The following is a 15,505-nucleotide window of genomic DNA, read 5'->3' on the forward strand; positions in this document are numbered from 1 at the left end:
TCAGCGTGTTATTGCGATGTGGCCTGCGCATCGGCAACCTTGCGCAGATAGGCGTAGATGCCGCCCTTCCGGGCGATCCAGGCGGTAAGGCGGGGAGAGAGGGCGCTGACCACGTCGGCGACCTTCTCCATGACGGGAGCCACGGTGATCTCCACCTTGTTCTCCCTGACGCACTTCAGCACGGCGTGCGCGACGTCGTCGGGCCCGACCCGGCCGAGCAGCGGCGGGCGCCGGCCGGCCTGCCAGCCGGCGGAGATGCCGACGTCGGCGATCAGTGTGGGATACACGGCCGACACCCCCACCCCGGTCCCCCGCAGCTCCTCGCGCAGCGACCAGGTGAAGCCGACCAGACCGTGCTTGGCCGAGGAGTTGATCGTGGCGTACGGATAGGCCGTACGTCCGCCCACGGAACCGATGTTGACCACGTGCCCGCGCCCGGCTTCGAGCATGTGCGGCAGCACCAGCCTGGTCATCGCCTCGGCACCGAAGAGGTTCACCAGCAGGACTCTTCTGATGCTCTCGACCGAGGCGTCCTGGAACCGGGTGATGTGCTCGATGCCGGCGTTGTTGACCAGCAGCCCGGGCGGCCCCAGTTCACGGCAGACGGTTTCGACGATCCGCCGCTGCGCCTCCTCGTCGGAAACATCGGCGGGCACCACGAGCGGCTTGGGACCGTACGCTCCGATCCTGTCCGCGGTGGCCCGCAGGCCCTCCTCCGAGCGGGCGACGAGTGCCAGCCGGACACCGGCCTTCGCCAAGTGCTCGGCGATGTGCGGGCCGACACCGCGCGACGCCCCGGTGACGATTCCCACGACATTGTTCAGTTCGCGCACGACCATCGTCCTTTGCCGAGTGGGACAGAGTTATCGAGACGGCTGCGGAGCAGCACGCCTGCCGGACAGCATGTGGATCACGACCGCGACACAGCACAGCAGTGCTCCGGTCAGCGCCACCGCGGCGATGCCGACGTGATCCAGCACGGCACCGCCGACGACCCCGGACAGGCCGATGCCCAGGTACAGGGCCGACGCGTTGAGCGCGAGCAGCAGACCGCCGGCGCCCGGGGAGAGTTCGAGCAGTCGGCGCTGCACCGGCGGGTTGAACGCCCAGCTCGATACGCCCCACACGAACAGCAGCGCGGCGGCGATCGCGGTGCTGTGCACCACGGACAGCGCCGACAGCGCGAGCACGCTGCCGGACACGGCCACCAGCAGCGGCATCCGGTAGCCGTACCGGTCGGCCGCGACACCGCCGATGACGTTGCCGATGGCACCGCCGATCCCGTAGCCGAACAGCAGCAGGCTCAGCCCGGTGCCGTGCGCTCCGACGGTGTCGGCCAGCACCGGGGCCGCGTACGTGTAGACGGTGAACACCCCGAGGCTGGCGGCCAGGGTGATCCCGAGGACGGTGACCACCCGGGCGTCCGAGGCGGCCTCGACGCGCCGGCGCAGCGTCACCCTCGGGGGCGCCGCGACGTGGGGCACGGCCACCGCGACGGCCACCGCGGCGAGCGCGCAGAATCCGGCGACCAGCCAGAAGACGCCCCGGTAGCCGAGGGGGCCGACGAGCAGCGTTCCGGCGGGGACACCGACGATGGTGGCCGTGACCAGTCCGCCGAACACCCAGGCCGCCGCGCGCGCCCTGCGTTCCGGCCCGCTCAGCTCGGCGGCGACCGCGGTGGCCGCCGGGGTGAACACCGCCGCGCCCACGGCCGTGAGGATCCGGGCGGCCATCAGGACGCCGAAGTCCGTCGCCAGCGCGGCCAGCGCGTTGCCGGCCGCGGCGACCAGCAGGGCGGCGATGATCAGCGGGCGGCGGCGCCACCCGCCCAGGGCCACGGCCAGCAGCGGGGAGCCGATCGCGTACGCCACGGCGAAGGAGGTGGTCAGCAGCCCCGCCGTGGACAGCGAGACGGACAGCTCCTCGCTCAGCTGTGGCAGCACGCCGGTGACGACGTAGCCGCTCGTCCCCACTGCGAACGCCCCGAGCGCGAGCGTCGAGATCTTGCCCAACACGAAAAGAACCCCCTGCCCCCGGCTGGTCAGTGCCGAATGTGATCATGGCACGGGTCGCGGAGACCGCGCGAACCGGAGTCGGAACCACACTCCCACAACGGAAGTTGCAGGCCAACGGCGGATCTGCGCCAAGATCGCCCGAATCCGGCCCGGACATGCGTGAACCGCCCACCGCGGAACAACCCTCGCGGCGGGCGGATCACTTGGCCGGCGCGGCGGCCGGATCAGTCCTGGCCGGCGGCCGGCGGATTCGCATCGGCTACGCCCAGCCGCCGGGCCTTCTCGATGTCGGCGGCGGAGGGCTTGACCCGCGTGAACTCGTCGTGGCCGACCACCGTGGACCTCCACTGGTTGGCGGCGGTGGTGCCGGAGGTCAGCAGCCACTGGGTCACGATCCGCTCCTGGCCGCCGCCGACGTACTGGCCGCTCCACGTGGCGACGGAGTGGGCGTTGCGGTAGGCGTTGCGGTAGGCGACCGTCCAGCCGATGGCGGTGCCGCTGCCGTCGGCGGCGGGCGCGCTGTCGTAGCGGCCGGTCATCACGTACTGGTTCTCGGCGTTGCCGACCGCGGACTCATACGTTCCGACGAACCCGCCGTTCGCGGCCCTGGTCACGACCATGGTCGAGCCGAGCTGGTTGTACCAGGTCCCGACGATGGCCGGGCGGGCGGTCGTCCCGGACCCGGCTTCCGCGGTGTCGGCCGCCACGGGCCCCCGGGTGTCCGCGGAAGCGCTCGCGGACACGGTGACGAAGGTCAGGAGCGTGGCGCAGAGCGCGATGGAGACATGGCGTAAACGCGTCATGAGATGGATCCCCCTGTGAAGGTCGAAGGCCCTTTCGGGCGGCAGCGTAGTGTTCCGCCCGCCCTTTTGTCCGGACCTTCGAACCGAAAACCGAACTCCGTCCTTCGAAGCCCGGATGCCGCGACACCCGCGCGCCACCTCCGCGCCACCGGCGCCACACCGCCCGCATGGATGCTCTTCATCAGCAAAGACCGCAGGGCATCGGAGGAGGTGAATGCAATGAAGGTTTACACCAAGCCGGAGGCCAAGAAGGTCGACCAGGGCACGATCGTCGCTTCCGTTCGATAGCGATGACGACATGCCACGCCTCCCCACGGGAGGCGTGGCATGTTCCGCTCCACCGCCCCAGAGACAGAGGAATCGGAAGCCACATGTGCGGAATTGCCGGATTCGCTCACACCGACGGAAGCGCCCTCGCGGGGTCGGCCGACCAGATTCTGCGCGACATGGCCCGTGCGCTGCGTCCCCGTGGCCCCGACGACATGCAGTTCCATCACACGGACCCGGCCTGCATGTCCTTCACCCGGCTCGCACTGATCGACCCCGAGGGCGGACGCCAGCCCTTCATCAGCGAGGACGGGAATGTGATCCTCGCCTGCAACGGCGAGATCTACAACTACCGTGAGCTGCGCCGCAACCTCGCGGGCCGGGCGGCGTTCCGCAGCGAGTCCGACTGCGAGGTGCTGCTCCACCTCTACCTGGAGAAGGGCATCGACTTCCTGGACGACGTCCGGGGCATGTTCGGCATCGCGGTCATCGACCTGCGTGAGCAGCGTCTGCTGCTGGCCCGGGACCGGCTCGGCATCAAGCCGCTCTTCGTCCACCGCCGCCGCGGCAGCGTGCTGTTCGGTTCGGAGGTCAAGGCGCTCTTCGCCCACCCCGACTGCCCGCGCGAGGTCGACTGGGCGGGCGCGCTCGCCGACCAGGCACTGAGCGCCGCCCCCGTCATGGTCGACGAGGAGCCCGTGACCTGGTTCAAGGACGTGGACCACGTCCCGGCCGGCGCCATCATGAACATCAGCCTGCGCGACGGTGCGACCCGCGTGCACCGCTACTGGGAGCTGCCCGAGCCGGCCGAGGCGGGCGACCTCCCCGAGAGCTTCTTCGTGCAGAGCATGGGCGACCTGCTCGCGTCGTCGGTCCGCGAGTGCCTGAACGCCGACGCCGAGATCGGTGTCTTCCTCAGCGGCGGCCTGGACTCGGCGGCCATCAGCGCCCTGTCCGCCCACACCGACCTGCACACCTTCTCCGCCCTGACCGGCAGCACGGTGGTCAACAAGGACGCCCAGTACGCCCAGGAGACCGCGGGCCTACTCGGACTCCCCCACCACCAAGTGGTCTTCGGCGCGGACCGGGTCCCGTCCCCGAGCGAGTGGCGCCGCCTGCTGTGGCTGATGGAGACGCCGCAGTGCGGGCCGGAGCAGTTCTACAAGAGCGAGATGTACCGGTTCGCCCGCGCCGAGCGGCCCGGCCTCAAGGCGATGCTGCTGGGCTCCGGAGCCGACGAGTTCAGCGGCGGCTACAGCGTCGCCCTCTCGGGTGGCGGCGACTGGGACGACTTCGACGGCAACCTGCGCACGCTGGCCCGCCGCAAGGCGCTCGGCGCCCAGTCCCCCGTGTCCATCTGGTGGGAGGGGACCGATCTGCCGCTGCTCAGCGACGCCGCGGTGGACGCGTACGCGCCGGGAGCGGTGGACGATCCGTACGGCTCCTACCTGGCGTGGAAGTTCCGCGACATGCAGCAGTACAACTTCTGGGTCGAGGACCGCACCGCCTCCGGCAACGGGGTCGAGGCCCGGGTCCCCTTCCTGGACCACCGCATCATCGAGCTGCTGGCGAGCGTGCCCCGCGCCTACCGCAAGCGGCTGTTCTGGAACAAGCAGATCATCCGCGAAGCCGTCAGCGACATCCTGCCGGGCGAGGTGACCAGCCGCCCCAAGCTCGCCTTCTACGAGGGCGAGGGCGTCCGGCACACCCACCGGACGTTCACCCGCATGCTGGCGGGGGGCGGTGACGAACTGGTCGAGGAGGCACTCTCCTCGCCGCGCGCCGCGCAGTACCTCGACAAGGCCAACGTCCGCCGGACGCTGCGCAGGCTGGAGAAGGACCAGGACTCCGGCCACGTGGAGCTGCTGCTGCGGGTCGTCAACCTGGGCCTGCTCGACCTGATGACGGTCGATCCGCCCGGCAGCCGTCCGGCTCCCGGCCCCGCACCGTACGAGCTGCGCGTGAACGATTTCGAAGGCCCGGAAATCCAGGAGCTGTTCCCGCAGACCCGGATCGAGGGCGTCAGCGTCCTGCGGCTGGCCGACGGGGTCCTCGTCCTGGACGACTCGCCCGAGGCGAAGACCTCGTACGTCGTGATCGACGGCACGCTGCGCTTCACCATCGACCAGATCACCCACGGGGACTGGCTGCGGCTGCTGCGCGCCTTCGACGGAGTGCGGCCACTGGACTCGGCGGTCGCCGAGGCCGGCTGCGCCCTGGAGGAGATGCGGCCGCTGCTCGACGAATCCCTCGAAGCCGGTCTGCTGGAACTGGTCCCGGCGCGGTGAGCGCCACGAACTGAGCCGCGGGTGCGGCTCGGCCCCCTACAGGTACCGGCATCCGGATGTGGATGTGGATGTGCGGAAGTAATCACGAGTAACCACGAGTGAGGTCAACCCGATGACAGCCCATCTCTACTGGGACGAGGTCTGGCGTACCGACAGCGGACGAGCGGACTGGTCGCGGCCACACCCCTGGGTCGTGGACGAGGCCGCCCGGCTGCGGGCGCTGGGCGCCAAGGACGTACTGGACCTTGGCTGCGGTGTTGGCCGGCACGCCCTCTTCTACGCGGAGCAGGGTTTCGTCAGCTCGGCCACCGACCGCAGTCCCGAAGCCGTCCGCGTCGGTCTCGACGAGAGCGCCCGACGCGGTGTGAACATCGCCTTCGAGGTGGCCGACTTCACGGAACTGCCCTACGAGGACGCGAGCTTCGACCTCGTCCTGGCGTTCAACGTGGTCTACCACAACGACGAGGCCGGCCTGGCCAGGGTGCTGGCCGAGGTCCGCCGGGTGCTGCGCCCGGGCGGCGTCTACCAGTGCACGATGCTCTCCAAGCGCAACGGGGAGTACGGGCGCGGGGACGAGGTCAGCCCCAACACCTTCTGCCAGCCCGGGGCGACGGACGACAAGGTCCACCCGCACATGTACGCCGACGCCGCCGACCTGGTCCGCCTGCACGAGGGATTCCGTCTGCTCAGCGCCGTCGATGCCGAGCACGCGAAGCCCGGCTCCTTCCACTGGCACTGCGTCTTCGAAACGCCCGGACAGGAGGTGGCGGGCACCCGTCACGGACGGTTCGCGCAGAGGGCTGGGGAATGATGCCGAAAGCGGCGCGACTGCGCGAGTTGCTGGAGCGCGAGGAGATAGCCCGGATCGTCGGGTCCCGGGACGCGCTCACCGCACTGCTGGTGGAGGAGGCCGGCTTCGACGGGCTGTGGGCGTCGAGCTTCGAGATCTCGGCCTCCCGGGCCCTGCCCGACCTCGGCCTGCTGACCATGGCCGAACTGCTGGAGGCTTCCTCCCACGTCAACGAGGCCACTTCGCTGCCCCTGCTGGCGGACTGCGACACCGGATTCGGCGGCAAGATCAACGTCGTTCGTACGGTCCAGCGGTTCGAGGCGGCGGGCATCGCGGGCGTCTGCTTCGAGGACAAGGTCTTCCCCAAACGCAACAGCTTCCTCGTCGGCGGGCAGAACCTGGAGGACGCGGAGGAGTTCGCCGGACGGATCGAGGCCGGAGCGCGCGCCCGGCGCAGCGAGGACTTCACCCTGGTCGCCCGGACCGAGGCGCTGATCGCGGGCCAGGGTCTGGACGAGGCGCTGCGCCGTGCCCACCTGTACGCGGACGCCGGCGCCGACGCGATCCTGATCCACTCCAAGAAGCCGACGCCGGCCGAGATCATGGAGTTCCTGCACGCGTGGCAGGCCCGTACCCCCGTGGTGGTGGTCCCCACGACCTACCCGCACTGGGACCTCGCGGAGGCGCAGGAGGCCGGTGTGTCGATGGTGATCTACGCCAACCACGCGCTGCGCGCCTCGGTCGCGGCGATGCGCGACGTCCTCGGCGAGATCCACCTCCAGGGCGGTACCGGCGGGGTCGAGGACGGGATCGCCCCGATGAAGGAGCTGTTCGGGCTGACGGGCGTCGCGAAGTGGGAGGGGTGGAGCGCGTGATCAGCGCCGAGTTCTTCTGCGCGGAGCTGGACCGCCGCGGTTTCGGGTTCTTCAGCGGGGTGCCCTGTTCCTTCCTCAAAGGGCCGTTCGCGCTGCTCGAACAGCGCGGCAGTTACGTTCCGGCACCCAACGAGGGCATCGCCCTGTCGATGGCGGCGGGCGCCGAACTCGGCGGCACGAAGGCCGTGGTGCTGGCCCAGAACTCCGGACTGGGCAATCTGCTCGACCCGTTGACCTCGCTCGTCATGGCCTACGAGATCCCGCTGCTGCTCTTCGTCAGCCTGCGCGGCTGGCCGGACGCGGCGGACGACGAGCCGCACCATGCCGCCATGGGCGCGGCGACCCTCGGCGTACTGCGATCCGTAGGGGTCGAGCACGGCATTCTGGAGCCCACCGAGGCGAGTCTGAGGGCGCTCCTGGACCGGGCCGCGCGGGAGCGTGCCGAACGCCGCTCCTTCGTCGTGCTGGTCCCGGCCGCCACGGTGGACACCTGCGCCGTGCCCGCCGCGCCCGCCGCGCCCGAAGAGTCGCCGATGACCCGGCAGGAGGCCGTGGAGGCGGTCGCCGGACATCTGGACGGCGCGCTGGTCTACAGCACCACCGGCATGATCAGCCGTGAGCTCTTCGGCGTACGGGACCGCGCGCGCACCTTCTACATGCAGGGCTCCATGGGGCATGCCATCGGCCTGGGGCTGGGCACCGCGCTGAACCGCCCCGACCAGCGGGTCGTCGTGCTGGACGGGGACGGGGCGGCCCTGATGCACATGGGCGGGCTGGCCCTGGTCGGCGAGCGGCGCCCGGCGAACCTGACGCACCTGGTGCTCGACAACGGGGTCTACGACTCCACGGGGGGACAGCGCACCCGGGACACCGCGATGCGCTGGGACGAGCTGGCGCTGGCGGCCGGGTACCGCAGCGGGCGGATCTGCCGTACCGCCAAGGAGGCCGACGCCCATCTCGCGGAGATCGCGGACCTGCCCGGCCCGCACCTGGTGGCGCTGAACATCGGCCGCGGCGGACCCACTCCGCCGCGGGTAACCTCGGCGCACACCAACGCCGAGGTCAGGGCTCGCTTCCAGGCCGCGGCGGCCGATACGTCGAAGGGCCTCAAGTGACCGTCATCGCTCATGTCAGCGACCTCCACCTCGACTTGGGGGAGCGGGCGACCCGGCGCGCCGAGCGGGTGCTGACCTACCTCCGGGAGATCCCCGGTCCCGTGGACGCGGTTCTGGTCAGCGGTGACATCGCCGACCACGGGACCGCGGAGGAGTACGAGCAGGCGCGGGCGCTGCTCGACCTGCCGTGGCCGGTGCTGGTCCTGCCGGGCAATCACGACAAGCGGGCTCCGTTCCGGGCGGGGCTGCTCGGCGGGACGGCCGAAAGCTCCGAGGACGCCCAGAACGCCGACGACGAGCTGAACCGGATCGTGCGGCTGCCCCAGGGCGTCTTCGTGCTCTGCGACTCGACGATTCCGGGCAGCGACGAGGGCGAGCTCAGCGACCGTACCCTCCAGTGGCTCAAGGACGCGCTGGCCGGCGAGGCGGGGCCGGAGTCCGGCCTGCCGGTCTTCGTCTGCTTCCACCACCCGCCGGTCGAGCTGCACACCCCGTACGTGGACCGGGTCCGGCAGTTCCGCGAGGAGCGGCTGGCGGCCGTACTGGCCGGCCACCCGCAGGTGGTGGCGCTGCTCTGCGGCCACGCCCATGTGGCGGCGGCCACCACCTTCGCGGGGCTGCCGCTGCTGGTCGGCCCGGGTGTCGCCTCCACCGTTCCGCTGCCGCTGGAGGGGAGGGACGCCGTGGACTACGACCTGGCCCCCGCGCTGGCCTTCCACGTCCTCGACGGCGAGCGGCGCCTGGTCACCCACTACCGGGCGCTCGGCTAGCCGTTCACCCCCCTCCCCTCCCCCGCACTCCCCGCGCAGCCCGCACTCCCCGCACCCCGGAGACTGAGAGAAGGCCATGAGAAGAGTGCTGATCGCCAACCGCGGTGCGGTCGCGGCCCGGGCCGTCGAGACCTTCCGGTCGCTCGGATGGTCCCCGATCGCCGTCGCCGCCCTGTCCGATCCTCAGCGGCTGCACGCGGTGGGCGCGGACGGCTGCGAGTACCTCGAGGGCGAGGGCCTTGCCGAGACGTACGACCATGTCGGCCGGATCGTGGCGGCGGCCCGTCGGTGCGGGGCCGCCGCCGTCCACCCCGGCTACGGGGCGCTGGCCGAGGACCCCGAGCTGCCCGAGCAGCTCGCCGCCGCGGGCATCGCCTTCATCGGGCCGTCCGCGCAGGTGCTCGCGGCCGCGCGGGACAAGGAGCACGCCGTCGCGGCGGCCGAACGGCTCGGGCTGCCGGTGCTCCCGCACGCCACCGGCCGCGAGGACATCACCGCGCTGGTCGAGGAGATCGGACTGCCCGTCATCCTCAAGCCCGTCGACGGCTGCGGAGGGCTGGGAGTGCGCATCGTACGCACCGAGGCGCAGGCGCGGGAGGCCCTCGATGCGGTGGCGCGGGACGAGGGCACCCGGTGGTACGCCGAGCGGTACGTCGAGCGGGGCCAGGTGGTCGGGGTGACCGTCGCCGTGGACGCGGCGGGCACGGTGGTCGCGCTCGGCGAGCGGGAGAGCCTGCTGGTCGAAGGCAGCATGAAGCTGTTGGAGGCCTCGCCCGTGGAAGGGGTCGCGCCCGCGCTGCTCGCACGCATGCGGGCGGACGCGGCCCGGCTCGTCACCGGCATGGGGCTGCGCAACGTCGCCACGGTGGAGTTCATCGTGGGCCCGGCCGGGCACTACTTCCTGGAGGTCAACGGCCGGCTGCCGCTCGCCTACCGGATGTGTGAGGCGCAGACCGGGACGGACCTGATCGCACTCCAGGTCGAGCTGGCCGAGGGGCGGTCGATCCCCACGGGCCGGATCACGGCGGACCGGGGCGTGCACTGTCTGGAGGCCCGTCTCTTCATCGAGGGACCCGGCCGCGTGGACCGCCTGGAGCTGGCCCGCGAGGCGGACGTGACCTACAACTGCGCGCTCGACGTGACGCGGCCCGTGGTCCTGGACAACATCGTCACGCAGGTCCTCGCCACCGGCGGCGACCGCGAGGCAGTGGCCCGCACGGTGCTGCGGGCCGTCGAAGGCAGTCGGATAACGGGGGTTACTCACTGCTCGGAAGAAATAGCGGCGTGTCTGCGGGAGTCGGTCCTGGTGGCCGACCGCCTGGGAAGCCACGCACTGGGAGTCTGACATGAACACGAACGATCCGTTCTCGACCGTCCGCGTCCCCGTCGACCCGGACCTGGCGACGGCCGTCGCGGCCGCCCCGGAACCCGACGCACGCCAGGACTGGTACCCGCGGTTCCACGCCACCCTCCAGGACCTGGTGGGACGTCATCTGGACGGCCTGCCCGGCTACTTCGTGCTGACCGGACTGGGCCACCTGACCGAGCGGCAGGCCCGCGACTTCACCGTGGCCGTCTCCCGGATGACCGGTGACCTGCTGCCGCAGGACGGGCACGGGGCCCTGCTGCGCGACGTCCGGGACCGCGGGGTCAAGCTCGGCGAGGGCCCGACCGGCCGCTACTCCGACAGCCGCCAGGGCGGCAGCCTGCACACGGACGCCGCACACCGGCCGGGCCGCCTTCCGGACGTCTTCACGCTGTTCTGCTTCCGCCAGGCACGCAGCGGCGGCGAGCTGGTCACCGTCCACGTGCGCGACCTGCTGGAGGCCCTGGCGGACCATCCGCGGGAGCTGGAGACACTGCGGCTGCCGGTGCACTTCGACACCCGGGACGACACCCCCGGGGTGCCGCTGACGACCGAGCGCCCGGTCTTCGAGTACAAGGACGGCCGGGAGCGGATGTACTACCTGCGGGACTACATCGAGATCGGTCACCGGCATCCGCACGTACCGCCCTTGACGACCGCCCAGACGGAGGCGCTGGACCTGCTCGACGCCCTGCTGGACAAGCGGGAGATGCAGAGTCACGGCCGTCTGGAACCAGGCGAGATGATCTTCATCGACAACCGGTCGATCGTGCACGGCAGAACCGCCTTCGAGGACGACGAGGCGCCCGCCGACGGCGGGCGGCTGATGCTGCGCACCTGGATCGGGTTGCCGCGGACCGCGCCGACGACCGGCCGGGCTCCCCTGGGCACGCTCTCATGACGGACCCCGCCGCCGCTCTGACTCCGGCGCTCGAACGGCTGGGGCTGGGCGAGTTCCTGGCCGGCTTCGACAGCGACGTCCCGGACCGCCGTCAATGGGCCGCCGGGGTCGAAGGCCTCGACGGCGCGCTGCGCAGGACGGCCGGGTTCCTCCTGCTCGGCGAGGCGACGGCCCTCGACGCGCTGCCCCCGGCGGTGTCCGCCGTGGTGCCGGAACTGGTGGCCTGCGCGCTGGCGCAGGAGCAGGGCGGACGGGCCCAGTTGATCGATGTCGCCCTGTTCCGGTCCCAGGGGCTGTGGCTGCTGGCCGAGCCGCCGAGCCCCTTCCCGGTGCGCCACTACTTCGGCGCCGACTCGGTCGCGCTGGCCAGACGGGGCACGTTCCCGCCGGGGTCCCGGGTCCTGGACCTCTGTTCCGGACCCGGCTTCCAGGGCCTGCTGGCCGCCCAGCGGGGCGCCGCCGCCACCCTGGTGGAGCTGGTCCCGGAGGTGGCCGCCGCGGCCCGGCTGAACGCCCGCCTCAACGCTCTGGCCGGGCGGGCGGACGTGCGGACCGGTGACCTGTACGAACCGCTGGACGCCGGCGCGGGGCCGTACGACCGCGTCATCGCCAACATCCCCTTCCTGCCCACCGTGTCGCCTCCGGGACGGGAGGCCCCGCACGAGGGCGGCGCCGACGGGTTCTCGGTGGGCCGCCGGGTCCTGGACGGCCTGCCCGCGCACCTCGGCAAGGGCGGGACGGCGTACCTGACGGCCCTCCTCCTGGAAGCGGACGACGCGCTGCTGTCGGCCGGGGAGTTGCGCGAACGGGGGGCCGCCGACGGCTACGGCCTCACCATCACCCTCACCGACCGGATGGACATCGCCGCGGCGTCGGACCTCGTGCAGACGGTGGTGTCGGACCACCTGGACGGCGACCCCGGGGCCGACCCGGCGGCGCTGGCCGCCGAGGTGACCGGCGCCTTCGCGCGGCGCGGCGCGACCGCCGCCCGGCTGGCCTATCTGCGGGCGGACCAGGGAATGGCCGACTTTCGCATCATCGACCGCGCCCGGACGTGACCGCCGCCTACCGTGGGGCCGGACAGCGATCAAGACCTGAAGGGACCCCTGTGATGGCGACCACGGACGGCGAAAGCGTCAACGTCACCGAGCTGGCCTCGATACGCGACACCGGGGCCGCGCAGTGGGACGCACTGGCGCGGGACGCCGCCCTGTACTCCAGCCACCTGTGGCTCAAGTACGGGGAGGAGCTGGGCGACTGCGACCACCGTCATCTGGTGGCCTCGACGGGCGGCCGCCCCGTGGCGGCGATCCCCACGCACCGGTTCACCGGCACGGTCCCGCACTTCTACGATCCCTCGGTGCTCTTCCCGGGCGCCGCCGAGCCTGCTTCCCCCGAGCGCCCGCTGCTGCTGGGCGGCACCCGGCTCGGCTACACCAGCGAGGTCCTGGTGGCCCCGGGTACCGCGGCGCCCGTGGCCGACGCCGCGCTGCGGGCTCTGCTGGAGCGGCTGCGGGCGCTGGCGTCCGCCTCGGGCGGCCTGGCGGCCGCGCTCTACCTCACCGACGCCTCCGTGGAACGCCTGCTGCCCCTGCTGGGCTCCGACGACCAGCTGGTGCTGATGGACGCGGGAGCCGTGCTCGACGTCGATCCCGACGGGCTGGAGGGCTACCGCAAGCGGTTCACCGCACGGCAGTTCAAGTCCCGGCGGCTGGAGATGCGGCGCTACGACGAGGCGGGCTGCCGCACCGAGGTGCGCAGGCTGTCCGAGTGCCACCAGGACATGGGCCCGCTGTCCGCGCAGGTGCTGCGCCGGTACGGGCATCCGGTGACGGACGAGGGGGAATCCGAGCGGTTCGCCCTCCAGGCCGGCCTGTTCGACGAGGACTGCCGGATCCTGGCGGCCTACCAGGGCGAGCGGATGGTGGGCTTCACCCAGTTCTTCTTCTGGGGCCGGACGATGTACGCGCGCTCGCACGGGCTCGACGACTCCATCGGCCGGGAGGCGAAGCTCTACTTCAACCTGACGTACTACAAGGCGGTGGAGTACGCCGCGGCCCACGGCTACCGCTCCCTGGACCTCAGCTGTGACGCCTTCGAGGCCAAGGTGACCCGGGGCGCGCGGCTGGAGCCGCTGTGGGGCCTGGTCCTGGACGCGCCGTGGCGGGGCAAGGTCCTCGACGAGGTCCGCGCGGCGGAGGCGGCGCGGCGGACCGAGTTCGCCTCCTTCGACCCGGGCGTCGAGACCCGGGTGGCCCGGCTGGTCGCGGCCCGGGGCTGACTCAGGGGATGCGTCCCGGATCCGCGTCCGGGATCCGCGTCCCGGATCCGCGGTCCCGGATCCGCGGCGTCGCGAGCCTGTGTCCCGGGGACATCCGGGACACACCCCCTGGTCCCGGAGGGCGCCGGTCAGGCCGCGGGCTTCGCCCCGCTCAGCGTGCGGCCGCGCTCGGCGATCCGCGCCACCGGCGGGACCGCCGCCCCGGCCGCCACCATGAGTCCCGCCAGGGCGATCCAGCCCGGCGGTCCCGCCACCAGGCAGAGCGCGTTGAGCACGGCCGGCGCCACCGCGCCCCCGATGCCCACGCCCACGGCGAACACCCCCTGGTACTCACCCTGGGCGTGCTCGGGCGCCAGCCCGAAGGACAGGGCGTACTCCCCGGCCGTGAAGAGCATCTCGCCGAAGGTCAGGGCCACCGTGCCCAGTACGATCAGCCCCACCGCCACGTGCCCGGGCACATGGGCCGCCGCGAAGACGGTCAGCATGGCCGCCGCGATCACCGGGCCGCTGCGCCGCATGGCCACCGCCCCGTGGCGCGGCGTCTCGATCCCCTTGGCCACCTTGGTCTGCAACAGGACCACCAGGGTGCAGCTGACCGCGAAGACCAGCGAGACCGTCCAGCGCGGCGCGGCCGTGTACTCGGCGATCCACACCGGCATCAGCACGGTCATGAAGACGTCGAACATCACGAGGGTGCCCGCGAGCATGCTGACCGCGAGGAACGGCCGGTCCGCCAGGGCGTAGCGGTGTTTGCCGCCCTGTTCCCGGGGGACGGGTGGCAGGTGCGGCAGTCGGGCCACGAGCAGAGCGGCCACCAGGTAGGACACCACGTCGGCCAGGATGGCGATGACGTAGGCGGTGCGGGTGTCGGCCTGGAGTGCCAGCCCGCCGAGGAGCGAACCCGTGACCATCGCGAGGTTCTGCAGGGAGTAGATCCGGGCCCGGTACGCGACCCGGTCCTCTCCCCCGACGTACGCGATCAGCGCCCCGCTGATGGCCGGGAAGGCGCCCCGCCCGAGGGAGATCAGGGTGATCACCACCAGGAATCCGGCCATTCCTTCGACGGCCAGCAGCGCGGCCGCCGCCCCGGCCTGCGCGAGCAGTCCGGCGATGCCCACCTCGCGGGGCCCGAAGCGGTCCGCGAGCCTGCCGACGACCGGGCCGGCCACCAGCCCGGCCAGCCCCGCCGCGGTCAGCCCGATGATCACGTTCCCCGGCGAGAGGCCGACGGAGCGTACGAAGAACAGCACCTGGAGCGGCGCCCAGCCGCCGGCCCCCAGGTAGCGGACGAACAGGGCGGTGGCCAGCCCGCGCCGGAGCCGGCGTTCGCTCTCCGTCATCCGCGCCCGGCCTCGGCGTCCGCGGCGAGGGGACGCGGGTTGACCTTCACCCCCAGCTTCGGCGCCAGGAGCTTGCGCATCTGCTGCGCGGCCGCCTCGGCCGTGTTGGCCCGCACGACGTCCCAGCCGCGGCGGTCGGCCCACTCCAGCATGACCTCCCGGACCGCCGCCTGGTGCCTCAGGAAGCTCTCCGGCCGGCACTCCGGGTCCCGGCCGCACTCGTACGGGGTGATGTCCCCCTTCTTGCGGCGCAGCGCCTCCTCGGGCGTGACGTCGAAGAAGACGACCATGTCCACCGGGGCCATGGCCTCGACGATGGCGTCGACCAGGTTCTTGGGACAGCCCGCGAGCAGTTCGGTGGCGGCGTGCTTGATCCAGTAGCCGTCGAGGATGACCACGTCCTCCCGCGCGGCGGCGGCGCGCTCCGCGGCGAGCGTGTTGAGCCAGCCGAGGAAGAGCATCCGCGCCGGATTGGGCATCTCCGCAATGCAGACCCGCAGTTCGTCGAGGGACGAGCCGCGCAGGAAACGGGCCTGCGGCACCTGGGCCTCCTCGAAGACCTGCCACTTGCCCACCACCCGGAACGACAGTCCCTGGCCGCGCGCCCAGCTCTCCAGCCGCTTGACCTGGGTGCTCTTGCCCGCCCCGTCGGGTCCGTCCATCGCAATGATCATGTGGTTCTTTTCCCTTCTCA

The 15,505-nt window shown here is 71.9% G+C and carries 15 protein-coding genes; 10 read left to right on the forward strand and 5 right to left on the reverse strand.

Going from position 1 to position 15,505, the window contains the following annotated elements:
- Positions 1–8 precede the first annotated feature (8 nt).
- From ACZ4TV_RS28060 to ACZ4TV_RS28070, 3 genes are all read right to left on the reverse strand, one after another.
- Positions 9–833 carry an SDR family NAD(P)-dependent oxidoreductase gene (locus ACZ4TV_RS28060; protein ID WP_468137808.1) on the reverse strand — a complete coding sequence of 275 codons (825 nt, stop codon included), beginning with the start codon at positions 831–833 and terminating at the stop codon, positions 9–11.
- Between the two features lie 30 nt (positions 834–863).
- Positions 864–2,015: an MFS transporter gene (locus tag ACZ4TV_RS28065; RefSeq protein WP_468137809.1), complete on the reverse strand. Its 1,152-nt coding sequence runs from the start codon at positions 2,013–2,015 to the stop codon at positions 864–866.
- 224 nt (positions 2,016–2,239) lie between these two features.
- On the reverse strand, positions 2,240–2,818 hold the full coding sequence (locus ACZ4TV_RS28070; protein ID WP_468137811.1) for a streptavidin: 579 nt from the start codon (positions 2,816–2,818) through the stop codon (positions 2,240–2,242).
- Positions 2,819–2,833: 15 nt separating this feature from the next.
- Between ACZ4TV_RS28070 and ACZ4TV_RS28075 the strand changes: the two genes are divergently transcribed.
- From ACZ4TV_RS28075 to ACZ4TV_RS28120, 10 genes are all read left to right on the forward strand, one after another.
- Positions 2,834–3,106 carry a hypothetical protein gene (locus tag ACZ4TV_RS28075; RefSeq protein ID WP_468137812.1) on the forward strand — a complete coding sequence of 91 codons (273 nt, stop codon included), beginning with the start codon at positions 2,834–2,836 and terminating at the stop codon, positions 3,104–3,106.
- An 83-nt stretch (positions 3,107–3,189) separates the two neighbouring features.
- Positions 3,190–5,373 (forward strand): asparagine synthase (glutamine-hydrolyzing), encoded by a 2,184-nt coding sequence (asnB, locus tag ACZ4TV_RS28080; RefSeq protein ID WP_468137813.1) that lies wholly within the window; start codon positions 3,190–3,192, stop codon positions 5,371–5,373.
- A gap of 112 nt (positions 5,374–5,485) precedes the next feature.
- Entirely contained in the window at positions 5,486–6,184 is a 699-nt protein-coding gene (locus ACZ4TV_RS28085; RefSeq protein WP_468137814.1) for a class I SAM-dependent methyltransferase, read from the forward strand.
- Positions 6,181–7,038: an isocitrate lyase/phosphoenolpyruvate mutase family protein gene (locus tag ACZ4TV_RS28090; protein ID WP_468137815.1), complete on the forward strand. Its 858-nt coding sequence runs from the start codon at positions 6,181–6,183 to the stop codon at positions 7,036–7,038. The genes ACZ4TV_RS28085 and ACZ4TV_RS28090 overlap by 4 nt, the downstream gene beginning before the upstream one ends.
- Positions 7,035–8,153: a phosphonopyruvate decarboxylase gene (gene aepY, locus ACZ4TV_RS28095; protein ID WP_468137816.1), complete on the forward strand. Its 1,119-nt coding sequence runs from the start codon at positions 7,035–7,037 to the stop codon at positions 8,151–8,153. The genes ACZ4TV_RS28090 and aepY overlap by 4 nt, the downstream gene beginning before the upstream one ends.
- A complete protein-coding gene (locus ACZ4TV_RS28100; protein ID WP_468137817.1) occupies positions 8,150–8,923 on the forward strand; it encodes a metallophosphoesterase in 774 nt (257 codons plus the stop codon). Before aepY ends, ACZ4TV_RS28100 begins: the two co-directional genes overlap by 4 nt.
- 76 nt (positions 8,924–8,999) lie before the next feature.
- Positions 9,000–10,268, forward strand: a complete 1,269-nt coding sequence (locus tag ACZ4TV_RS28105) for an ATP-binding protein (RefSeq protein WP_468137818.1) — start codon at positions 9,000–9,002, stop codon at positions 10,266–10,268.
- Position 10,269: 1 nt separating this feature from the next.
- Positions 10,270–11,190, forward strand: coding sequence for a TauD/TfdA family dioxygenase (locus ACZ4TV_RS28110; protein ID WP_468137820.1), 921 nt, complete (start codon positions 10,270–10,272; stop codon positions 11,188–11,190).
- Entirely contained in the window at positions 11,187–12,248 is a 1,062-nt protein-coding gene (locus ACZ4TV_RS28115; RefSeq protein ID WP_468137822.1) for a methyltransferase, read from the forward strand. Before ACZ4TV_RS28110 ends, ACZ4TV_RS28115 begins: the two co-directional genes overlap by 4 nt.
- A gap of 53 nt (positions 12,249–12,301) precedes the next feature.
- Positions 12,302–13,471, forward strand: a complete 1,170-nt coding sequence (locus ACZ4TV_RS28120; RefSeq protein ID WP_468137824.1) for a GNAT family N-acetyltransferase — start codon at positions 12,302–12,304, stop codon at positions 13,469–13,471.
- 128 nt (positions 13,472–13,599) lie between these two features.
- Here the strand turns inward: ACZ4TV_RS28120 and ACZ4TV_RS28125 are convergent, their stop codons facing one another.
- Both ACZ4TV_RS28125 and ACZ4TV_RS28130 read right to left on the reverse strand, forming a co-directional pair.
- Positions 13,600–14,811 (reverse strand): MFS transporter, encoded by a 1,212-nt coding sequence (locus ACZ4TV_RS28125; protein ID WP_468137825.1) that lies wholly within the window; start codon positions 14,809–14,811, stop codon positions 13,600–13,602.
- Positions 14,808–15,473 carry a thymidylate kinase gene (locus ACZ4TV_RS28130; RefSeq protein WP_468137826.1) on the reverse strand — a complete coding sequence of 222 codons (666 nt, stop codon included), beginning with the start codon at positions 15,471–15,473 and terminating at the stop codon, positions 14,808–14,810. Before ACZ4TV_RS28130 ends, ACZ4TV_RS28125 begins: the two co-directional genes overlap by 4 nt.
- Between the last annotated feature and the right edge of the window lie 32 nt (positions 15,474–15,505).

The sequence above is a fragment of the Streptomyces sp. NPDC028910 genome (assembly GCF_055564955.1).